General features: G+C 62.0%; 21 protein-coding genes. 8 read left to right on the forward strand and 13 right to left on the reverse strand.

Annotated elements, in window-relative coordinates; translation table 11 throughout:
- The first annotated feature begins 82 nt into the window (after positions 1-82).
- Together dusA and I6L32_RS04265 are read left to right on the forward strand one after the other, a co-directional pair.
- Positions 83-1,069, forward strand: a complete 987-nt coding sequence (gene dusA, locus I6L32_RS04260) for a tRNA dihydrouridine(20/20a) synthase DusA (RefSeq protein WP_216944738.1) — start codon at positions 83-85, stop codon at positions 1,067-1,069.
- A 2-nt stretch (positions 1,070-1,071) separates the two neighbouring features.
- Complete coding sequence (locus I6L32_RS04265) at positions 1,072-1,221, forward strand: hypothetical protein (protein ID WP_080944170.1); 150 nt, start codon at positions 1,072-1,074, stop codon at positions 1,219-1,221.
- An 81-nt stretch (positions 1,222-1,302) separates the two neighbouring features.
- On the opposite strand, the gene I6L32_RS04270 is transcribed toward I6L32_RS04265, so the two are convergent.
- Together I6L32_RS04270 and hupA are read right to left on the reverse strand one after the other, a co-directional pair.
- Positions 1,303-1,728 carry a hypothetical protein gene (locus I6L32_RS04270; protein WP_029313758.1) on the reverse strand — a complete coding sequence of 142 codons (426 nt, stop codon included), beginning with the start codon at positions 1,726-1,728 and terminating at the stop codon, positions 1,303-1,305.
- Positions 1,729-1,841: 113 nt separating this feature from the next.
- Positions 1,842-2,114 (reverse strand): nucleoid-associated protein HU-alpha, encoded by a 273-nt coding sequence (gene hupA, locus I6L32_RS04275; protein ID WP_005305063.1) that lies wholly within the window; start codon positions 2,112-2,114, stop codon positions 1,842-1,844.
- 338 nt (positions 2,115-2,452) lie between these two features.
- Here hupA and rsd point away from each other — a divergent pair, with 338 nt between their 5' ends.
- On the forward strand, positions 2,453-2,935 hold the full coding sequence (rsd, locus tag I6L32_RS04280; RefSeq protein WP_216944739.1) for a sigma D regulator: 483 nt from the start codon (positions 2,453-2,455) through the stop codon (positions 2,933-2,935).
- Between the two features lie 102 nt (positions 2,936-3,037).
- Complete coding sequence (locus I6L32_RS04285; RefSeq protein WP_029313755.1) at positions 3,038-3,424, forward strand: PilZ domain-containing protein; 387 nt, start codon at positions 3,038-3,040, stop codon at positions 3,422-3,424.
- Between the two features lie 53 nt (positions 3,425-3,477).
- Here the strand turns inward: I6L32_RS04285 and radA are convergent, their stop codons facing one another.
- Positions 3,478-4,842, reverse strand: a complete 1,365-nt coding sequence (gene radA / locus I6L32_RS04290; protein WP_010673036.1) for a DNA repair protein RadA — start codon at positions 4,840-4,842, stop codon at positions 3,478-3,480.
- Positions 4,843-4,942: 100 nt separating this feature from the next.
- Between radA and I6L32_RS04295 the strand changes: the two genes are divergently transcribed.
- A complete protein-coding gene (locus I6L32_RS04295) occupies positions 4,943-7,318 on the forward strand; it encodes a PilZ domain-containing protein (protein WP_216944740.1) in 2,376 nt (791 codons plus the stop codon).
- Positions 7,319-7,375: 57 nt separating this feature from the next.
- Here I6L32_RS04295 and I6L32_RS04300 read toward each other — a convergent pair whose 3' ends face one another.
- Entirely contained in the window at positions 7,376-8,281 is a 906-nt protein-coding gene (locus I6L32_RS04300) for an alpha/beta fold hydrolase (protein ID WP_216944741.1), read from the reverse strand.
- A gap of 28 nt (positions 8,282-8,309) precedes the next feature.
- Positions 8,310-9,314 (reverse strand): phosphoserine phosphatase SerB, encoded by a 1,005-nt coding sequence (gene serB, locus I6L32_RS04305; RefSeq protein ID WP_216944742.1) that lies wholly within the window; start codon positions 9,312-9,314, stop codon positions 8,310-8,312.
- Between the two features lie 193 nt (positions 9,315-9,507).
- Between serB and I6L32_RS04310 the strand changes: the two genes are divergently transcribed.
- On the forward strand, positions 9,508-10,116 hold the full coding sequence (locus tag I6L32_RS04310) for an AhpA/YtjB family protein (RefSeq protein WP_010673032.1): 609 nt from the start codon (positions 9,508-9,510) through the stop codon (positions 10,114-10,116).
- A 65-nt stretch (positions 10,117-10,181) separates the two neighbouring features.
- Positions 10,182-12,428 (forward strand): PAS domain S-box protein, encoded by a 2,247-nt coding sequence (locus I6L32_RS04315; RefSeq protein WP_216944743.1) that lies wholly within the window; start codon positions 10,182-10,184, stop codon positions 12,426-12,428.
- 63 nt (positions 12,429-12,491) lie between these two features.
- On the opposite strand, the gene deoD is transcribed toward I6L32_RS04315, so the two are convergent.
- From deoD to I6L32_RS04350, 7 genes are all read right to left on the reverse strand, one after another.
- Positions 12,492-13,208, reverse strand: coding sequence for a purine-nucleoside phosphorylase (gene deoD / locus I6L32_RS04320; protein ID WP_203764115.1), 717 nt, complete (start codon positions 13,206-13,208; stop codon positions 12,492-12,494).
- A 133-nt stretch (positions 13,209-13,341) separates the two neighbouring features.
- A complete protein-coding gene (locus I6L32_RS04325; RefSeq protein ID WP_039039948.1) occupies positions 13,342-14,550 on the reverse strand; it encodes a phosphopentomutase in 1,209 nt (402 codons plus the stop codon).
- A 14-nt stretch (positions 14,551-14,564) separates the two neighbouring features.
- Positions 14,565-15,896 (reverse strand): thymidine phosphorylase, encoded by a 1,332-nt coding sequence (deoA, locus tag I6L32_RS04330; protein ID WP_043153005.1) that lies wholly within the window; start codon positions 15,894-15,896, stop codon positions 14,565-14,567.
- An 82-nt stretch (positions 15,897-15,978) separates the two neighbouring features.
- Positions 15,979-16,752: a deoxyribose-phosphate aldolase gene (deoC, locus tag I6L32_RS04335; RefSeq protein ID WP_039039946.1), complete on the reverse strand. Its 774-nt coding sequence runs from the start codon at positions 16,750-16,752 to the stop codon at positions 15,979-15,981.
- A gap of 387 nt (positions 16,753-17,139) precedes the next feature.
- Positions 17,140-17,310, reverse strand: coding sequence for a XapX domain-containing protein (locus I6L32_RS04340; RefSeq protein WP_010673027.1), 171 nt, complete (start codon positions 17,308-17,310; stop codon positions 17,140-17,142).
- A gap of 123 nt (positions 17,311-17,433) precedes the next feature.
- Positions 17,434-18,708 (reverse strand): NupC/NupG family nucleoside CNT transporter, encoded by a 1,275-nt coding sequence (locus tag I6L32_RS04345; protein WP_010673026.1) that lies wholly within the window; start codon positions 18,706-18,708, stop codon positions 17,434-17,436.
- Between the two features lie 213 nt (positions 18,709-18,921).
- On the reverse strand, positions 18,922-19,710 hold the full coding sequence (locus I6L32_RS04350; protein ID WP_216944744.1) for a TatD family hydrolase: 789 nt from the start codon (positions 19,708-19,710) through the stop codon (positions 18,922-18,924).
- Positions 19,711-19,750: 40 nt separating this feature from the next.
- On the opposite strand from I6L32_RS04350, the gene tppF reads away from it, so the two are divergent.
- The gene (gene tppF, locus I6L32_RS04355; protein ID WP_029313748.1) at positions 19,751-20,365 is read left to right on the forward strand and encodes a type IVa pilus pseudopilin TppF; all 615 of its coding nucleotides are present in this window, start codon (positions 19,751-19,753) and stop codon (positions 20,363-20,365) included.
- Here the strand turns inward: tppF and I6L32_RS04360 are convergent.
- The gene (locus tag I6L32_RS04360; protein WP_185367286.1) at positions 20,334-20,504 is read right to left on the reverse strand and encodes a DUF5363 family protein; all 171 of its coding nucleotides are present in this window, start codon (positions 20,502-20,504) and stop codon (positions 20,334-20,336) included. The genes tppF and I6L32_RS04360 overlap by 32 nt on opposite strands.
- Positions 20,505-20,572: the final 68 nt, after the last annotated feature.

Below are 20,572 nucleotides of genomic sequence, written 5' to 3' on the forward strand. Positions count from 1 at the left end.
GCGGCGACAAAATTCATTTTCTGGGGCTGTCTCACGTTGTGATAGAATCCCGCCCCTTGTTTGGCCAACCCGGATGATTTTTATGCAGGCGCAGCGCTTTTCCATCGCCCCCATGCTGGACTGGACCGATCGGCATTGCCGTTATTTCCACCGTCTGATGACCCGCCAGACCCTGCTCTATACCGAGATGGTGACCACGGGCGCCATCATCCACGGCAAGGGCGACTATCTGGGCTACAGCGAGCAGGAACACCCTCTCGCCCTGCAACTGGGTGGCAGCAACCCGGCAGACCTGGCCCGCTGCGCCAGGCTCGCCGAGGAGCGCGGCTATGACGAGGTCAACCTCAACGTCGGCTGCCCTTCCGATCGGGTGCAAAACGGCCGCTTCGGCGCCTGCCTCATGGGCGAACCCGCGCTGGTGGCCGATTGCATCAAGGCGATGCGCGACGTGGTCGACATTCCGGTCACCGTGAAGACCCGTATCGGCATCGACGATCAAGACTCCTACGAGTTCTTGCAGGCCTTCATCGAGCAGGTACGGGACGCCGGTTGCGATACCTTCATCGTCCACGCCCGCAAGGCCTGGCTGAGCGGCCTGAGCCCGAAAGAGAACCGCGAGATCCCGCCCCTCGATTATCCTCGCGTCTACCAGGTCAAGCAGGATTACCCGGATCTGACCATTGCCATCAACGGCGGGGTGACCAGTCTGGAACAGACTCTTGAACATCTGCAGCACCTCGACGGGGTCATGATGGGCCGCGAAGCCTACCAGAACCCCTACATTCTGGCCCAGGTGGACAATCTGGTGTTCGGCGAGAACCATGCCGTGCCAAGCCGCCACGAGGTGGTGCGGATGATGCTGCCCTACATCGAACAGGAGCTGGCCAAGGGCAACTACCTCTCCCACATGACCCGCCACATGCTGGGGTTGTTCCAGAACATGCAGGGGGCGCGCGCCTGGCGTCGCCATCTGAGCGAGAATGCCTGCAAACCGGGGGCCGACATTCAAGTGGTGCTGGACGCCATGGCCAAGGTGCCGGAGTTCGCGCCGGCCGACGCGGTGGAGTGATCATGTACCGCTTCACCGGATCCTGGCTGCACAAGGCCCTGGTGCGTCTGTGCGCCGGCCTGCTCACCATTCTCGGCATCAAGCTCAGCGCCTTCTATTTCATCGGGCTGCTGATCGTGCTGGGGCTGCACCGGGACCAGATCCTGGGCTGAACGCCACCTCTCCCGAACAAAAAAAGCCGGCGCCCCTGCGCCGGCTTTTTTGTCACCACGGAGGCGACCCGACAGTCTGGCTTACTCCTCCTGAACCATGAACTGGAGTTCAGGGGGAGAAGAGGTCAGCACATCGGCGCAGTAATCCCAGGTCGAGATGCGGTAGTGCTGCAAATCTTCATCCAGGTGCAGTCCATCGGATTCCTGATGGAACCAGCTGGCGAAACGGGACGGGGTAATGAGCTGGATCTGCTCCTCGATGACGTGGCTATCACGCCCCTCCGCCAGATCGCAATCCTCCATCACCCGCACCGCGAAGATGTGGCGAAAACTCACCCGGCACAGGGGCAACGGAGGCAGATCGATGCTGCGAGCACGCCCCAGCATGACGGTCAGGGTGTCGCTCCAGATATCCTGATGCAGTTCGGCCACGACCAGGCCGGGAGGGAGTTGACGAGAGGGAGCCCAGGGGACGGCTACCTGCCGAATGGCATTTTTCTGTTCCATATCCACCTCGCTACAGCGCATGCCATATCCTGAGTGTATCTGAAACAAATTTTGACGAAGATGGCAAGAAAAAACCCGGCACAAGCCGGGTTTCATTTGATTACAAGACGACCTTATTTGACGGCGTCTTTCAGCGCCTTGCCAGCCACGAAGGACGGCACATTGGCAGCTGCAATCTGGATCTCTTTACCGGTTTGCGGGTTGCGACCGGTACGGCCCGCGCGATGGTTGACCTTGAAGGTACCAAAACCCACCAACTGAACGGCATCGCCCTCTTTCAGGCTCTGGGTAATACCATTGATGATCTCTTCCAGAGCGACTTTGGCCTGAGCTTTGCTCAGGTCTGCTTTGGCGGCAATTGCATCGACAAGTTGAGCTTTGTTCATAACATTTCCTTTATGATCGGGCATTTAGCACCGGGCCACTCTATTCAAAAAAAAACACTCAGGCAAAGGCTTTATCAGCCGGATTGGCTTGAATGCTGGGGTTTTCATCAAGATCTGCGGAAATAGTCACATATATCGCCCCCTTGTCCCCTGGATGGGCGACAGGATGCGAAGTACCGGTGGGGAGAGGCATGCAAATCCCCGCCTGATGTAACAATATCCCTACACTCCTATTGACGGTCAACTGGATTTTCCCTAGTTATAGGAGTGTCGTCAGTCGATGAGAATGACCGGAGGCGTGCGACGCGAGTGCCGCATGCCATGCCCATGGAGGGACTATGTTAACTGAACTGGAAAAAACCAAGCGCGCACTGGCAGGCAAGCACAGAGCAATAGATGACTGGCTGGATGCCAGACAGGCGTTGCTGGTCGAGTACATGCGACTGGCAGGCCTCATGCCCGCCAAGTGCAAGCAACGCACCCTCCCAGGCCATGTAGAACTGCAACGTTTTTGCGAACAACTGGTCGACTACGTCAGCGCAGGCCATTTCGAGATCTACAACCACGTCGTCACCGCCTTTGAGCAAGCCAGCGGCGACAAACTGGAGCTGGCCAAGCGCATCTACCCCAATATCCGTGCCTGTACCGAATTCGCGCTGGAGTTCAACGACAAGTACAGCAACGCCGACGAAGCCCAGTTGCTGCAACTGGACGAGGATCTGAACCAACTCGGCCCCGTGCTGGAAGACAGGTTCAAACAGGAGGATCGGCTGGTCAAGGCGCTGCAGGTGGTGGAATCCCTCAGCCATCAGCAGGTCTGATATTCAATATCGGAGCCAGTTCAATATCCTGGCGTGCCAGCTGGATTACACTCTGCAACATGAAGGATGAGCATCTTGCTCGCACGCAGACCGGAGACGACCATGGCCGAGCGCCGCCACTTTACTCGGATTTTCTATTTGACCGCCGCCAAGCTCACCCAGGGTGAACACCAGTGGCGCACCCAGCTGGTCGATGTCTCCCTGCAGGGAGCCCTGCTGCTCAGACCCGAGGATTGGGTCGCCAGCGAGGACAAGGAGTACGAAATCTGCTTCGTGCTCGGGGGCAGCGACATCGAGATCAAGATGCAGGTCGAGCTGACCCACGAAGCCAGCAAGAAGCTGGGGTTTTACTGCCACCACATCGACATCGACAGCGCCACTCACCTCAAGCGGATGATCGAGCTGAACATCGGAGAGGAGCAACTGCTCCATCGCGAGCTGGAGCAGTTGCTGCAAGAGCACCGAGACCACGTCCCCCCCGAATCCTGAGCGGGCGGGCAGAAAAACAAAGGAGCGTCCATACGCTCCTTTTTCATGGTCGGTTACAGGGCCTCGAGGGCATCGGAGAGTTTCTTCACCGGCACCACCTCCATCCCCTCGATGGGATGTTTGGGCGCATTGGCATGCGGGACAATGGCTCGGCGGAAGCCGTGCTTGGCCGCCTCCTGCAGTCGTTCCTGACCCGAGGGTACGGGCCGTATCTCGCCGGAGAGTCCCACCTCGCCAAAGACCACCAGATCCTTGGGCAGGGCCTGATCCCGGAAGCTCGACACCATGGCCAGCAGCAGCGCCAGATCCGCGCTGGTCTCCTCGACTTTGACGCCACCCACCACGTTGATGAACACATCCTGATCCGCCATCTGCAACCCGCCGTGACGATGCAGCACCGCCAGCAGCATGGCGAGACGGTTGTGGTCCATCCCCACCGCTACCCGGCGCGGATTGGAGAGCTGGGAGTAATCCACCAGGGCCTGCAACTCCACCAGCAGGGGGCGCGTGCCTTCCCAGATCACCATGACGATGGAGCCCGGAGCCTGCTCCTCCCCGCGGCTGAGGAAAATCGCGGAAGGGTTGCTCACTTCCTTCATTCCCTGCCCGGTCATGGCGAAGACCCCCAGTTCGTTGACCGCACCGAAGCGGTTCTTGTGGGAGCGCAGGGTGCGAAAACGCGAGTCGTGCCCGCCATCCAGCAGCACGGAGCAGTCGATGCAGTGCTCCAGCACCTTGGGGCCCGCCAAAGTGCCGTCCTTGGTGACGTGGCCCACCATGAAGATGGCCACATGATTCTGCTTGGCATAGCGTGTCAGCAGCGCCGCCGACTCCCGCACCTGGGAGACGGACCCCGGCGCGGACTGCACATCCGCCACGTGCATCACCTGGATGGAGTCGATGACCATGATCTGAGGTTGCTCCTGCTGGGCGATGAGGCAGATCTGCTCGACACTGGTCTCGGACAACATGCGCAGCTTGTCCGTGGGCAGACCCAGCCGACCGGCCCGCATCGCCACCTGTTGCAGTGACTCCTCACCGGTCACATAGAGGGTCTTCATGCGCTGCGCCAGGCCGCACATGGTCTGCAGCAACAGGGTCGACTTGCCGGCCCCGGGGTTGCCGCCGATGAGAATGGCCGAACCAGGGACCACGCCGCCACCGAGTACGCGGTCCAGCTCCTTGAAGCCCGAGCTGAAACGGGGGATCTCCGTGGTGGCGATCTCTGCCAGGGTCTGCACCTGGCTGCCGACGGCGCCCGCATAACCGGTATAGCGAGCGCTCTTGCCGGGTGTCGTCACCCCCAGTCGCACCTCGGTGATGGTGTTCCACTCCTTGCACTCGCTGCACTGGCCTTGCCAGCGGGTGAAGTCGGCTCCACATTCGGAACAAACATAGGCGGTTTTGTTTTTGGCCATGGATAACTCGGGGACAGGATGAATTCCTGCTTGATATACTTGTTTGCGACCGGCAGATCAAACCCAGAATCGGAAAAGTGACTTTCCGCGGCAGGAATACATGGATTCAGAACAACCACTACATCTGATAGAACAACTTGTCCCCCTGCTCCGGGAAAAGGACTTCGACGAAATCTTCAACCGTCTGACCCAGAACGAAAATACCAACAGCCGGTTCCTGCTGAAGATGGAACTCAAACGCAAGTGCACCCCCTGTCGGCGCGTCATCGACATGCGCAACGAGCTGGGCGCCCTCTGTCAGGTGCATGAGTTCGACGGGGTGACCCACTTCATGCCCGCCGAGGCCATCGAGCTGTTTCAATCCCAGTGCTACCTCTACCGGGACAGCTACACCCTGGGGGTCTACGAGGCGCTGCAAGCCTGGTACAAACTCAACCAGGGGCGCAGCGACAATCTGGCGCTGCCCATCAGCCCGTTTCGTCCGTTCGATGTCAGCGCCATCCCCTTCGCCAGCCATTACGGGCGACAGGAAGAGCGCATGCACTTCAGCTCTCCCATGGTGCTCCAACTCGCCAACGGCGAGAAGATCCTCGCCAAGAGCTCCGACATCTCCCTCGGCGGCATCCGGGTATCCGTGCCCTATCTGCCCGACTACCAGACAGGCGACCTGATAGCCGTCTTTTTCACCGGACTGGAACGCGATCATCCCCATCCCCTGCTGCGTGACCCGGTCAGCTACCAGATCCTGGGGGAGGAGAGAAAAGAGGACAAATTCTGGCTAAGGCTGCTCAAGAACGGCGAGCATCCGGTGTTCGACGAGTTCCTGCGCGACTTCATCGAGCGCAACCGCAGCCGCTATCGCGTCAGCGTCGACTACCTGCTCTCCGCCGCCGTCATCAAGGGGTATGAACAGTTCTATCTGCCGCGCATGACCGGCATGCCCCTCTATTTCGGCAAGGGCAGCGTCCCCGCCCTCGAGATCGCCCTGCGCACCGAGAACAACCAGCACATTCTCGAATACTGGCGCGACGCCAAGAACCGCGACATGCTCGCCAGCCTCTTCACTGCGGCCCGCATGCCCTCGTTGCTTCCAGGCAAAGAGGGGCTGCGCGAGACGTTGATCTACAGCTTTACCCATGCGGTACGCAGCCACCTCTACTTCTTCTCCGCGACCCGGGAGGAGCTGGAACAGAGCGGACTGACCGCGCTCTTCTTCCAGATCGGCGCCCGCCGCCCCAGCTGGCGGGTATACAAGTTCAGCATGGAAGCCTGCACCCTGCGGGAGGCCGACCTCGACAACCCCCAGGGCGGGGCGAGCCCGTTGCAGGACAGGCTGCTGCGCGAGCGCCTGGCCCAGCTCGGATACGTGGGCATGCTGCAGGAGATAAACCTGGACAACCAGCGCGACGAGTTCCAGCGAGAGACGGGTCAGGATCCGCTCAACGCCAACGCCTTGCAGCGCTTTGGCCATGACATCCATGCCGCCCCCTTCGAGATAGAGACGCTGCACTATGTGCAACTGCGCAAGGAGGCGCGCTACATGCACAAGACGGCCATCGTCTTGCATCACAAGGAGCGATCCTGGGTCGGCTGGACCCGAGACATCTCGGCCCACGGCATGCAAATCGAGCTGGAGGAGCCGTTCGACGGGGAGAAGGGAGACATCATCACGGTGGCTCTGCCCCGCTTGCAGGAGCTCGCCAGGAACATGGACCTGCAACGCCTGCCCTATCGGCTGGTCAGCCTCAACCTGAGCAGAACCGTGCTGCATCTGTGCATCGAGGGGACGGCCGAGCGCCATACCGGCCACCAGTTCTTCAGCCTGCTGATCGAAAGCAACCAGAACAAGCTCAAGACCACCCGGGAATTCAATCGCTATCGCGGCATGGCCAGGGCGCTGCGCAACCTCTACACCCACCACCTGTTCAACACCCCCGTCTATGTGAACAAACTCAAGGCCGCCCCGAAACTGGCCGCGGCCGGCCTCTCGCCACAGCCACGCAGCCTTTCCCGTCTGCTGCGCATCTGTGCCGAGCAGGATCAGCAGTTGAACCTGTATCCCCTGTTCCAGGGGGTACTGCTCAAGACCCTGCTGCTCAATCCCCTGCGCGCCATCGAGCGGGAAGACAAGCCGGAAGAGGAGGAGGTCTACATCGCCGCCCTCCACTCCCAGGGGGGAACACCCCTGTTTCGCAGCCACCTGGCCAGCAGCTTCAGCTCACCGGATCAAAAGCGCCGTTTCATCGAGCTGGCCCGGCAACAGGGAGAGTTCTATTCGGTACTGGTGGGTATTTCGCGCACCGGCCGCCCGGACACCAGCTTCATCGCGGGTGAACTGGACTACATCGCCAAGTTCGCCATTCACAAGGCCAAGAAGCTGGAAGAGGAGCTCTGGAGTGTCGTAGGCGTGGGTGAACTGACCGATACCACCGAGGCGACCCTGTTCCGCCTTGGCATACCATCCGGGCCCCGCTAGCCAGCAGGGCCGGGAGACAACAAAAAACGGGCACGCAAGTGCCCGTTTTTTTGTCTATCAGGCAGCCTGGGGGTTGCGCAGCCAGGCGAGGATGTCGGGGAAGTGATCCTCCTGTGCCTGGGGGGCCGTCAACATGTTGATGTGGTCGTAATCGAGCCGGTTGCCGTTGTCCCGCCCAAGGCGGGTGTGGCGGGCGACCGAGCCCATCTCGTCGCTGAAGCGGCGCACGTCGACGGGGTGGCCAAGAACCTTGTCCGCCTTGGCGGAGATCATCCAGAGCGGGGGCCAGTTGACCCGGCTCGCCGCCTCGTCATAGGCGAAACCGTCAAAGGGGTCCAACCAGGGCCCGCACTTGACCCAGGGGATGGTCTCCTGCAGGTAGCGCAGGGGCTCATCATCGGCCCCTATCTTCAACCGGCGGGCGGCCAGAAACCCCTGGCGGCGTGCCAGCCAGGGGGCGAGCCTGTTCCAGATCAGATCCACCTTCAACCAGCGCTCCGGGTTCTGCACCGAGACCCCCCGCTTGGTGCCGAAGAACACCAGGCTGGCAACCTGCTCCGCCAGCTCGGGGAAGCGCACCAGGGTCGAGGCCATGATGACGCCGCCCCAGGAGTGGGCCATCCAGTGCACCCGGGCACCGGCATGGCGGGCCGATACCCAGCGCTGCAGGGCGGGCAGATCCTCGGTGATCAGCTCATGCTGGCCGTGGCCGGCCCGCTCGGCGATGGTCGGTGTGCTCAGACCCCGACCACGCAGATCCGCCACATAGACCTGATACCCGTGGCGAGCCAGAAAGCAGGCAAGCCCCTTGCCCGATTCGGTGTAGAAGATGCGGCCGTTCTCGATGGCCCCGTGCACCATCAGGATGGGGTCGGCATGCACCGCGACACCGGGCTGGATATGGCGCACATGGAGTCGATGCTCACCGCAGGGGACAAACAGGGATTGCTGTAACAGTTCCATCTCGTGATCGACTCCTCCTTGAGCGGGATCAGCACCAGCGTCGGTCGCGACAGGCCAGGGCGCCGAGCAGGCAGAGCACCCCTTCCAGATCGTGGTGATTGAGGGTCGCCGCCGCCTGGGCACGAACCAGGGGTTTGGCATGAATGGCAATGCCAAGCCCCGCCACCCCCATCATCTTGAGATCGTTGGCACCATCGCCGACCGCGACCGTCTGGGATGCAGCCACCCCGTACTCCGAGGCCAGCAGTTGCAGTGCCTCGGCCTTGGCGGCGGCATCGACGATGGGGCCGCTCACCTTGCCGGTCAGCAAGCCCCCTTCCACCGCCAGCTCGTTGGCGAAAATGGCATCCAGACCCAGGGCACGCTGTAACTCGCCGGCAAAGCGGGTGAAGCCACCGGAGGCGATCGCCACCTTCCAGCCAGCCTGCTTGAGGGTATCGACCATGAGTGGCAGGCCCGGCATCCAGGGCATGTCGGCCGCCACCTCGTCGAGGATGGTGACAGGCGCCCCTTCCAGCAGCGCCACCCGGGCACGCAGACTGTCGGCAAACTCCAGCTTGCCCTGCATGGCTGCCGCGGTAACGGCCGCCACCTGCTCACCGACCCCGGCCAGCCGCGCGATTTCGTCGATGCACTCTATCCTGATCGCGGTGGAATCCATGTCCATCACCAGCAGACCGGGCTCACTCAGGGTCGGCAGGGCGGCCAGATGACACAGGTCGATGTCCCACTCCTGGGCTTTGAGCGCCTGCACCAGCTCGGGGGAGAAGCGGTTGGTGCCAAGCAGCAGCAGCGGAATACCGGCCTGCTCCCCTGCGGGATAGAGGCTTGACTCAAGCCCCAGGGCATCCAGCTGCTGGGCCAGGCGGGCCAGATGACCGGCCTCCAGCCCCTTGCCAAACAGGACAATCCAAGCGCTGTCGTGGGCGTTGGCCGCGGGCAGCAGGGCTTCGTTGGTGAGCTGCCAGCAGGGGGCACAGCTCAGGGCCCCGGACCAGTCGTGCAGGGAGCGGGGAAGTTGGGACAACAACATAAGAGAGACGCCTTCCTTGGAAATCATGGGGTTCATCATGCGGGCCCAGAGTAGCGTATTGCTTTTTGTACAGGCAAGCGCCAAGATCCCGCCTGCGGTGCGGGCAGACATGGAAACAGACCACCCTGTTTCCCGCTTCGCGGCACCGGGGCACCAGCCAGCCCCGCTCATCCATTACCAGAGGCCCGGTTCTGTGCGTCATCTTCCCATCAAACGTGTTGTCAGCCTGGCGGCGGGAGTCCTGCTCGGTCTCTGGGTGCTGGTGCTGCTCATCCACATGCAGGGAGAGAGCCAGGCCGCCCTGCACGCGGCGGCACGGGACAGGGCACAGGCGCTGGTCGCCTATGCCGCCCGGGACATGCGCCGCTGGATCAAGGAGGACAAGGAGAGCGAACTGGAGAGACTGGCGCAGGATCTGGCCGCCGAGCCTGACATTCTGGATGTCACCCTCTACGACGCCCGCGGCATTCCCCTCGCCCAGTCGGACAACGCCCTGCCGCTGGACAGCCTGCTGCCCATCGGCAGCGACAACAAATCCCTGCCGGAGCAGGGCAAGGGGCGCATCCAGTTTGTCCAGGAGATCCAGGACGGAAACCTGACCCTGGGCTATCTGAGGATCACCCTGGAAGAGCAGAAACTGCTGGCCGCACAAGATACCCATCTCAAGGTCAACCAAGAGAAACAGCGCCTGATGTTGCTGGTGATGCTGCTGGCCGGCCTGCTCATCTCCTACGGGGTGCGTCGCAACTACATGCGGGTGCGCAAGCACAAGAAACAGAGCAAACCCGCCGCTCCGCAATAAGCGGGAGTGGATCACATCCTCCGGCTTGTATATAACACTGGCAAGATCACTGGCAGGAGAGCCACATGATTGCCCCCCCCTTGCCTCGGGATGAACACAGTCGACTGGAACGACTGCGCATCCTCGGCCTGCTCGACCACGAGCCCATCGATCAGCTTGATCGCCTCACCCGGCTCATCACCCGGCATTTCGCACTCCCCATCGCCATGGTCTCCCTGACCGGCGTGAACAGGCAGTGGTTTCTCGCCCGCACGGGGGTCGATATGTGCGAGATCAACCGGGAGCACTCCTTCTGCGGTCATGCCATTTTGCGCCCCGACATCATGCAGGTACCGGATGCCAGACGGGATCTCCGCTTTGCCGACAATCCGCTGGTGACCGATGATCCCGGCGTGGTCTTCTACGCCGGCCGACCCCTGCGCGCCCTCGATGGCGTGGTGCTCGGCACCCTCTGCCTGGTGGACCATGTGCCGCGCCATCTCGACGAAGATGCCTGCCGGGATCTCGACGACTTCGGCCGCCTGGTGGAGAACACCCTGCACGATCTGGAGCGGCGCCACCAGGTGCGCACCCTCAACCAGGTGCTGGAAGACAAGGAGCATCTCTTCACCCTCACCTTCAACCAGTCGTCGGTGGGCATGGCCCTCTCCTCCCTCGAGGGGAAATGGCTGAGAGCCAACCCGGGGCTGGAGCGGCTGCTCGGTTACAGCGAGCACGAGATGCTGAGCCGGACCTGGCTCGCCATGACCCATCCCGAAGATCTGCAGCGGGAGCAGCCCCTGTTCGATGCCCTGATCGCGGGGCAACGGCAGGATTACCGACTGGAGAAGCGGATGATCCGGGCCGATGGCACCCAGTGCTGGGTCCAGCTCAGCGTGACCCTCTGCCAGAGCCGCACCATGGCCCCCCACATGATCGCCGTGTTCGCCGACCTCACCGAGCGCAAACAGGCCGAAGCCGAACTCGTGCGGCTGCAGCAAGGGCTCGAGCAGCAGGTGCAGTCACGGACCAGTGAGCTCTCCCGCACGGTGGAGCAGTTGCATCAGGAGATGCGCGAGCGCGGTGCCATGCAGCAGCAGCTGTGGCAGGAGCAGCGCCGCTTGCAGCACATGCTGGAGCACACCAGCAATGCCTTCCTCGAGCTCGATGCCGATTTCATCATCACAGGCTGGAACCCGGCCTCCACCACCCTGCTCGGCTGGCACGCCGACGAGATGCTGGGCCGTCCCCTCTTCGGGCTGCTCGGCGCCGATCACCCCCTGCTGAGTCTGTCAGGCAACCCGCAGAGTCCGCCACGGCGGCTGGAGTGCGACATCATCACCCGCGCAGGCCGGCACATCCCGGTCGAGGTGATCGCCGAGCGTTACCAGTTCGACGGCAAGGTGCGCCTCGCCCTCTTCCTGCATGACATCTCCGCCCGCCGCCAGGTGCTCGCGGAGATCGAGCGTGGCCGTGCCCGACTGCGGGCCATCACCGATGGCCTGCCGGTCACCATCAGCATGGTGTCACCCGAGGGGCGTTACCTCTTCGCCAACCAGGCCTATTGCCGCTACTTCGGGCTCGATACCGAACAGATGCGGGAAATGAGCGTGCGGGACGTCATCGGCGAGGAGGCCCACGGCAGGGCCATGGCCTATGTGGCAAAGGCCCTCGCCGGTGAACAGGTGAGTTTCGAGCGCCGCTTCGATCTGCCCATAGGTCAGCGTGACCTCAGGATCACCATGATCCCGAGCCGGGGCGACGAGCCCGGGGTCTACATCCTCGGCAGCGACATCACCGAGTTCAAGGCGCTGCAAAGTCAGCTGGAACACGAGGCTGCTCACGACCCCCTCACCGGCCTGTCCAACCGGCGCGCCTTTACCCTGCGCCTCTCCCGGGAGCTGGAGCGGGTGCGCCAGAATGCCGAACCCCTGGGGCTGCTGTTCCTCGATCTCGACGGCTTCAAGGGGATCAACGACAGGCTGGGACACCACGTCGGCGACGCCCTGTTGCAGCGCTTTGCCCAGGTGCTGAGTACCGAGGTGCGCCCGGGGGACATGGTGGCGCGCCTGGCCGGCGACGAGTTCACCATCATACTGCCTGCCCTGCGCCAACCCGCGCAGGAGCTGCCTGCCCTGTGCGAGCGACTGCTGGCGGCCATGGCGGTTCCCGGGGACGTGGCCGGTCACCGGCTGCCCCTTGCCGGCAGCATAGGGGGTGCCCTCTGTCATTCGGGCCAGTATTGTCACATCGATGATCTGCTGCACCGGGCCGATGCCGCCATGTACCAGGCCAAGCAGTCGGGCAAGGGGCGCTTCGCCCTCGATCTCTGACCGAGCTTCGCAAAAATGCAAAACGGCGGCCCGAGGGCCGCCGTTTTTTATGCGCGAGGGGGATCAGTTGTCACCCAGCAGGACGGAGTCCAGCGCGATTTCGATCATGTCGTTGAAGGTCAGCTGACGCTCTTCGGAGGTGGTCTGCTCACCAGTACGGATATGGTCGGAGACGGTGCAGATGGTCAGCGCCTTGGCACCGTACTCGGCGGCCACGCCATAGATACCGGCGGCTTCCATCTCGACACCCAGGATGCCGTATTTTTCCATGACGTCGAACATGGAGGGGTCCGGGGTGTAGAACAGATCGGCGGAGAAGATGTTGCCCACGCGCACGGCCACACCCTTGTTCTTGGCGGCCTGAACGGCATTGGCCACCAGGTCGAAGTCGGCGATGGCGGCGAAGTCGTGGTCCTTGAAGCGCAGACGGTTCACTTTGGAGTCGGTGCAGGCACCCATGCCGATCACCACGTCACGCAGTTTCACGTCTTCACGCACGGCACCGCAGGAGCCCACGCGGATCAGGGTCTTCACGCCGTAGTCGGTGATCAGCTCTTTTGCGTAGATGGAGCAGGACGGGATGCCCATGCCGTGACCCATGACGGAGATGCGACGACCCTTGTAGGTGCCGGTGAAACCGAACATGTTGCGCACGTCGCACACCAGCTCGACGTTCTCCAGGAAGGTTTCGGCGATGTACTTGGCACGCAGGGGGTCGCCCGGCATCAGCACGGTATCAGCAAAGGCGCCATCTTTCGCATTGATATGAGGAGTTGCCATTCTCTTTATTCCTTCACACTAGGTTGAGTTTTATTGTCTTTATGGATTGTCCGCTGCCTGCGCGGCGGCGGTACATTACAGGAAACCGGGGCCCTGTGGCACCCCGGGCAGGCGAACCGGCCCGGGGTCACCATCACAGGAAGCTGGTACCGTATTGCAGCTTGGGCAGGCCGTGGTAGGCCGCGATGCTCTGGCCGATGTCGGCGAAGGTCTCGCGACGACCGACGGAGCCCGCCTTGACCGGCTTGCCGTAGAACAGCACCGGGATGTATTCGCGGGTGTGGTCGGTACCGCTCCAGGTCGGGTCACAGCCGTGGTCGGCGGTCAGCACCACCACGTCGCCATCCTGCAGCAGGTCGAACAGCTCCGGCAGGCGGGAGTCGAAGTACTCCAGCGCATCGGCGTAGCCCTTGACGTCACGGCGGTGACCGTAGGAGGAGTCGAAGTCGACGAAGTTGGTGAAGACGATCGTCTGATCACCGGCCGCTTTGACCTCTTCCAGAGTCCTGTCCCACAGCTCGGTCAGACCGGTCCCCTTCACCTGCTTGGTGATGCCCTGCTGGGCATAGATGTCGGCGATCTTGCCGATGGAGACCACCTGACCGCCCGCTTCCTTCATGTAGTCCAGCACGGTCGGTGCCGGCGGCAGCACGGAGTAGTCGTGGCGGTTGCCGGTGCGCTTGAAGTTGCCCTTGCCGCTGCCCACGAACGGACGCGCGATGACGCGGCCGATGTTGTAGGGCTCCAGCAGCTCGCGCACTATGTGGCACAGCTCATAGAGCTTCTCGAGGCCATAGGTCTCTTCGTGGCAGGCAATCTGGAACACGGAGTCAGCAGAGGTGTAGAGGATCGGCTTGCCGGTGCGCATGTGCTCTTCGCCCAGATCGTCCAGCACCTGGGTACCGGAGGCGTGGCAGTTGCCCAGATACCCGGGCAGACCGGCCTTCTCGACAATGGCATCCAGCAGCTCCTGCGGGAAGCTGTTGTGATGGTCGTGGAAATAACCCCACTCGAACAAGACGGGCACGCCGGCAATCTCCCAGTGACCGGACGGGGTGTCCTTGCCGGAGGAGAGCTCCTGGGCAAAGCCGTAGGCACCGATCACCTCGACATCCTTGTTCAGTCCGGCCGGGAAGGTGCCGCTGGCGAGTTCGCCCGCGTGGCCCAGACCCAGCTTGCTGAGGTTTGGCAGGTTGAGAGCGCCACGGCCCTCGATCTCACCGGCGGCGCACGCCTTGGCGATATGGCCAAGGGTATTGGCCCCCACGTCGCCGAACTTGTCGGCATCGGCGGCAGCACCAATACCGAAAGAGTCCATCATCAGAATAAAGGTACGTTTCATGGGACTTCCCCTTGTTACAAATCAGCCAGACCGATGCGACGGTAAACCTCGGGCAGCGCCTCTGGTCGGGTGTCGCCGATCTTCACGGCAGCCTGCACCATGCGGGCAGCCTCGGCAAATTGAGCTTCTGTCTGAGCGTGGATCAGGGCGAGCGGCTTGTCAGCATCGACGCTCTGACCCAGGCGGATAAAGTCGGTCAGACCGACCGCATAATCGAGTTTGTCGGCGGCGGCGCGGCGACCGCCCCCCATGGCCACCACGGCCAGGCCCAGTTCACGGGTATCCATCGCGGTGACGAATCCGCTGTGGGCCGCGTAGACGGGGCGCACGATGGCGGCTTTGGGCAGGTAGGCGTCGTAGCGCTCCATGAAGTCGGCGGGACCACCGAGGCCGGTCACCATGCGCCCGAAGATCTCGGCTGCCTTGCCATTGTCCAGCACCGCTTGCAGCTTGGTGCGGGCATCGCCGTCATCGCTGGCAAGACCGGCGGAGATCAGCATCTCGGCGCACAGGGCCATGGTCACTTCGTGGATGCGCGGGTTGCGATACTCACCGGTCAGGTAGCGCACCGCTTCGCGCACTTCCACGGCGTTGCCGGCGCTGGAGGCCAGCACCTGGTTCATGTCGGTCAGGAGTGCAGAGGTGCGGCAGCCGGCACCGTTGGCCACGGCGACGATGCTCTTGGCAAGCTCTTCAGAGGCTTCAAAGGTCGGCATGAAGGCGCCGGAGCCCACCTTCACGTCCATCACCAGGGCTTCCAGCCCGGAGGCAAGCTTCTTGGAGAGGATGGAGCCGGTGATCATGGCAATGGACTCGACGGTGGCGGTGATATCCCGTACCGCGTAGATACGCTTGTCCGCCGGGGCGAGATCGCCGGTCTGGCCGATGATGGCAACCCCCGCCTCTTTCACCACTTTCAGGAAGCGGTCGTTGTCGACTGAGGTCTGGTAGCCGGGGATGGCATCCAGCTTGTCCAGGGTACCGCCGGTGTGGCCGAGACCACGGCCGGAGATCATGGGCACGAAACCGCCGCACGCAGCGACCATGGGGCCCAGCATCAGGGAGACCACGTCACCCACACCGCCGGTGGAGTGCTTGTCGACGATGGGGCCGCCCAGGTTGAGGTGGTCCCAGGTCAGCACCATGCCGGAGTCGCGCATGGCGCAGGTCAGGGCAACCCGCTCATCCATGGTCATGTCCTTGAAGTAGACCGCCATGGCCAGGGCCGCGATCTGCCCCTCACCGATGGTGTTGTTGGTTATGCCTTGGACGAAGAATTGAATCTCTTGGGTACTGAGCGCTTCACCGTTGCGCTTCTTGCGAATAATTTCTTGAGGCAAAAACATCTTTCATTCCCTCCGTGCATCACGCACGAACACAGACCGAACCAGATCCGGAAGGGGGCGGCGCACCGCCCCCTGCCACCGCTTAGTAACCGCTGGTATTGGCAGGCTTGTCGCCATGCCCCAGGGTCGCCAGCAGGCTGGCCAGCAGGCTGGAGGCGCCGAAGCGGAAGGTGCGGGCGGATACCCAGTCCTTGCCCAGGATCTCTTCGGCCATGGCCAGGTACTGACCCGCCACGGCGGCGTCTTTCACGCCACCGGCCGGCTTGAAGCCCACTTTCGGGTTCTTGGCCTTGATCACTTCCATCATGATGCGGGCCGCTTCCGGGGTCGCGTTCACCGGCACCTTGCCGGTGGAGGTCTTGATGAAATCGGCACCGGCGTCGATGGAGATCTCGGAGGCGCGACGGATCAGCGCCTCTTCCTTCAACTCGCCGGTCTCGATGATCACTTTCAGCAGTACCTTGGCGCCGCAGGCTTCCTTACATGCTTTGACCAGATCGAAGCCGACCTGTTCATTGCCGGCCATGAAGGCGCGGTACGGGAAGACCACGTCCACCTCGTCGGCACCGTAGGCCACGGCGGCGCGGGTCTCGGCCACGGCGATCTCGATGTCGTCGTTGCCGTGGGGGAAGTTGGTCACGGTCGCGATGCGCACGTCGGCTGCGCCGATGTCACGCAGGGTCTTGCGCGCGATGGGGATGAAACGGGGGTAGATGCAGACGGCGGCGGTCAGGCCGGCCGGAGACTTGGCCTTGTGGCACAGGTCGATCACCTTCTGATCGGTGTCGTCATCGTTCAGGGTGGTCAGGTCCATCAGGTTCAGGGCGCGTTGGGCGGCCACTTTCAGATCAGTCATGCTATGTCTCCAAAGTCTTGTTAAGCCCCATCACCCGCGAGCGGCTTCACCGAACACCAAGGGTCGGCAGAGACGTTCCCGGAGCAACGGGATATGGAATTGCAGCGCAAATGCACAGGCAATACGGCTGCAAATAAGGCAAGAGCCCTGTCACTTTCTTACAAAAGTGCGGACTTGGTTCCATGAAGACTTGAGAAAGGCCGACTACGCAGACCCGACTTCCCAATCAATTCCATTTGACCGCCAACACCCGGATTCACCGGGCATTAGTCAATGCCAGCACCCTGCTGGCATCGCCTATTTCAGCCGAGATACCCCGTGTTTGCAAGCCGGAGTTGCCAATTTCAGAGGTACCTCACACCCGGCAAATCCAGCGCTGGAAGGCGCTTAAGAGAAGAAGCGGGTCAGGATCCAGGAGTAGGCAATGCCCCCCAGATAGACCCCCACGATCCCCATGACGCCGGAGAGGACGGGCGGCGCCGGTATCGGCAACTTGAGGAAAGAAAACAACACCCCAACGATAAAGCCGGCCGCCATAGCCAGTAGCACTTCATTCATAGAACCTCCGATTTGACTCACTTTATTATTAGTCTTGATAGGAAAACGGTTGTCACCACCCCAAACGAGAACGCCACAGCAAATCGCTGTGGCGTTCGTCTTTATCCTGTCAGTCAGGCGATGTTACATGCCGGACAGCGCCAGGAAGAAGCCTGCGATGGTCGCAGACATCAGGTTGGACAGGGAACCTGCCAGCACGGCCTTCAGACCGAACTTGGCGATGGTGCCGCGACGGTTCGGTGCCATGGAGCCCAGACCACCCAGCAGGATGGCGACGGAGGACAGGTTGGCGAAGCCGCACAGGGCGAAGGAGATGATCGCCTTGGTGTGCTCGGACATGGCCACACCGTTGATCAGCACTTCATCCTTCAGGTAGGGGGCAAAATTCAGGTAAGCCACGAACTCGTTGACCACCAGCTTCTGACCGATGAAGGAACCGGCCACGACCGCTTCGCTCCAGGGCACGCCGATCAGGAAGGCCAGCGGGGAGAACAGCCAGCCCAGCAGCAGCTCCAGGGAGAGTTGCGGGTAACCGAACCAGCCGCCCACACCGGAGAAGATGCCGTTGATCATGGCGATGAGGCCGATGAAGGCCAGCAGCATGGCACCCACGTTCAGGGCCAGTTGCAGACCGGCGGAGGCACCGGCGGCAGCAGCGTCGATCACGTTGGCCGGCTTGTCGTCCAGCTCACCTTCTGCGGTGTTCTCGTCGTAGCTCGGGGTCTCGGTTTCCGGTACCAGCAACTTGGCGAACAACAGACCACCCGGGGCAGCCATGAAGGAGGCGGCGATCAGGTATTCCATCTTGACGCCCATGGAGGCGTAACCGGCCAGCACGGAGCCGGCAACGGAAGCCAGACCACCACACATGACGGCGAACAGCTCGGAGTCAGTCATCTTGGAAATGAAGGGACGTACCACCAGCGGGGCTTCGGTCTGACCGACGAAGATGTTGGCAGTGGCGGAGAGGGATTCGGTACGGGAGGTGCCCAGCACCTTCTGCAGACCGCCGCCCAGCAGCTTGATCACCCACTGCATGATGCCGAGGTAGTAGAGTACCGCGATCAGGGAAGAGAAGAAGATGATGACGGGCAGGACGCGGAAGGCGAAGACGAAGCCACCGCCACCGAACACTTCGAACATCTTGTTGCCAACCAGACCACCGAACAGGAATTCGATGCCGTTCTGGCCATAACCGATGACGCTGGAGACGGCGTCGGACACGCCCACCAGGATGTCACGACCGACCGGTACGTAGAGCACGAAGGCCCCCAGACCGGCCTGGATGGCAAAGGCGCCACCTACGGTACGAATTTTGATTGCCTTGCGGTTGCTGGAGAACAGCACCGCAATAAGGATGAGCGTCGCCATCCCTACCAGACCCATTATCAGATTCATTATTAACACTTCCTCTTTAGTAGCACCTGCCAGCTTGTTAACGATTTGTGTATTGAAGCCGCTAATCAAGGGTGCGCATTATACTAATTACGGTGCGACAAAATAGAATACTGGTCACATTTTATAAGCCACAAACGGCCTGAACATCGTTTAATTAGACCGCAAACGATTTTTATGGGCCCTGTTTTTTATCACTCGGTCATCATTTGATAATCAAATGTTAATTTCATGATTTCCTGGGGGGAACAGCCGCCGGGTGGAGTCATGTAACACCGAAATAACATCCTCCAGCGGTTGCTGCCGCAATTGTGCCAACAAGCGGGCTATGGTCGGCAGGCTGGCCGGCGTGTTCACCACCCCCTGCTGGCCTTGCAGCGGCATGTCGGGAGCGTCGGTTTCCAGCAGCAAGGCCTCCAGCGGCATCTGGCGTATCGCCTCCCGGGTCTTGTTGGCCCGCTCATAGCTGATGACCCCCCCGATCCCCAGCCTGAAACCCAGTTGCCAGAACACCTCCGCCTGATGCAGGGAGCCGCTGAAGGCGTGAATGACGCCCCCTTGTGGCGGTGTGAAGCGCCGCAGGATCTTGGCGACCGTGTCGTTGGCACGCACCGAGTGGACGATAAGCGGCAGCTCATGCGCCATGGCCAGCCGCACCTGCGCCTCGAACATCTCGACCTGCCCCTCCTGCGGCACATGGGAGCGCAGATCCAGCCCGCACTCCCCCACGGCCACCAGCCCACGGGGCCGACTCGCCAGCAGGGTCTCCAGCCGGGTCAGTACATCCCGGGGCTGCTTGCCCACATACCAGGGATGGATCCCCAGACCATAACGGATGTCGTCATGGCGCCCGGCCAGCACCATCACCCGCCCCCAGTTTTCCTCTCCCACGGCGGGGATGATATACTCGCCCACCCCCAGCTGACGCCACCGGGTTAGCAGCGCCTCCCTATCGGCGTCAAAGACCGGAAAATCGAGGTGGCAGTGGGTGTCTATCAATTCCATGTCGCGCTTACCTGTCTGTCGTACTCAATGGGTTCATTCCATGCCAACACACGTTTCCCGAGGCTTTACCCTGATAGAACTGGTGCTGGTCATCATCGTGCTGGGGATCCTGGCCGTGACCGCCCTGCCCCGCTTCATCAACATCCAGGACGACGGGCTCAAGAGCAGCGTCTCGGCCACGGCGGGCAGCTTTGCCAGTGCCGCCCGGCTGGCCCACGCCGGCTGGGCGGTCAAGGTGAAGGGGGAGCCTCTGGCACTCTACAACTTTAGCGGCATGGGCAGGCAGGATCTCGACATCAACAGCCATGGCTGGCCGGTTGGCACCAAGGAGGACCAGGGAGGTCAGGGGCCCGATACCGTCTTCCCCGGTGGCGACAGCGATCAGATCTCCGTCAGCAGCCGGGACGACTGCGAGAGCCTGTTTGGCGCCCTGCTCGATACCGATCTGACGGTGGCCGATGAGTTGCACCAGGATTCAGACAGTGACTACATCTCCCGGCTCATCCCGGCAGACGCTCAGGCTGACGGCGCCCTTCGTCACGACAACTGCCGCTATACCCTGCGCAGCTCCGTTGGCCGCTTCCCGGCATACCCCGACGGGCTATCGTTCGACTACAACAGCGTCACTGGCGCCGTGACCCGCCAGTTCCAGTGAGGTCGTCGCCCTTGTCCGGGCGCTTCTCGTCTTCATCATGGCGTACCGGCGCGCAGCAGCGCCGGTTCTCCGGTGTGAGTCCCCACTCCTGGCACCAGGCATCGTAGCGAGCCAGCCAACGCAGCAATATCCCCTTCATGGGCGCCTCCTTGTCTTGATGGTTTCCCCACAAGCCTGCCCCAATCCAGCGCCCCAGACCAGCATCTC

The sequence above is a fragment of the Aeromonas sp. FDAARGOS 1402 genome (genome assembly GCF_019046925.1).
GTDB lineage: Bacteria > Pseudomonadota > Gammaproteobacteria > Enterobacterales > Aeromonadaceae > Aeromonas > Aeromonas caviae.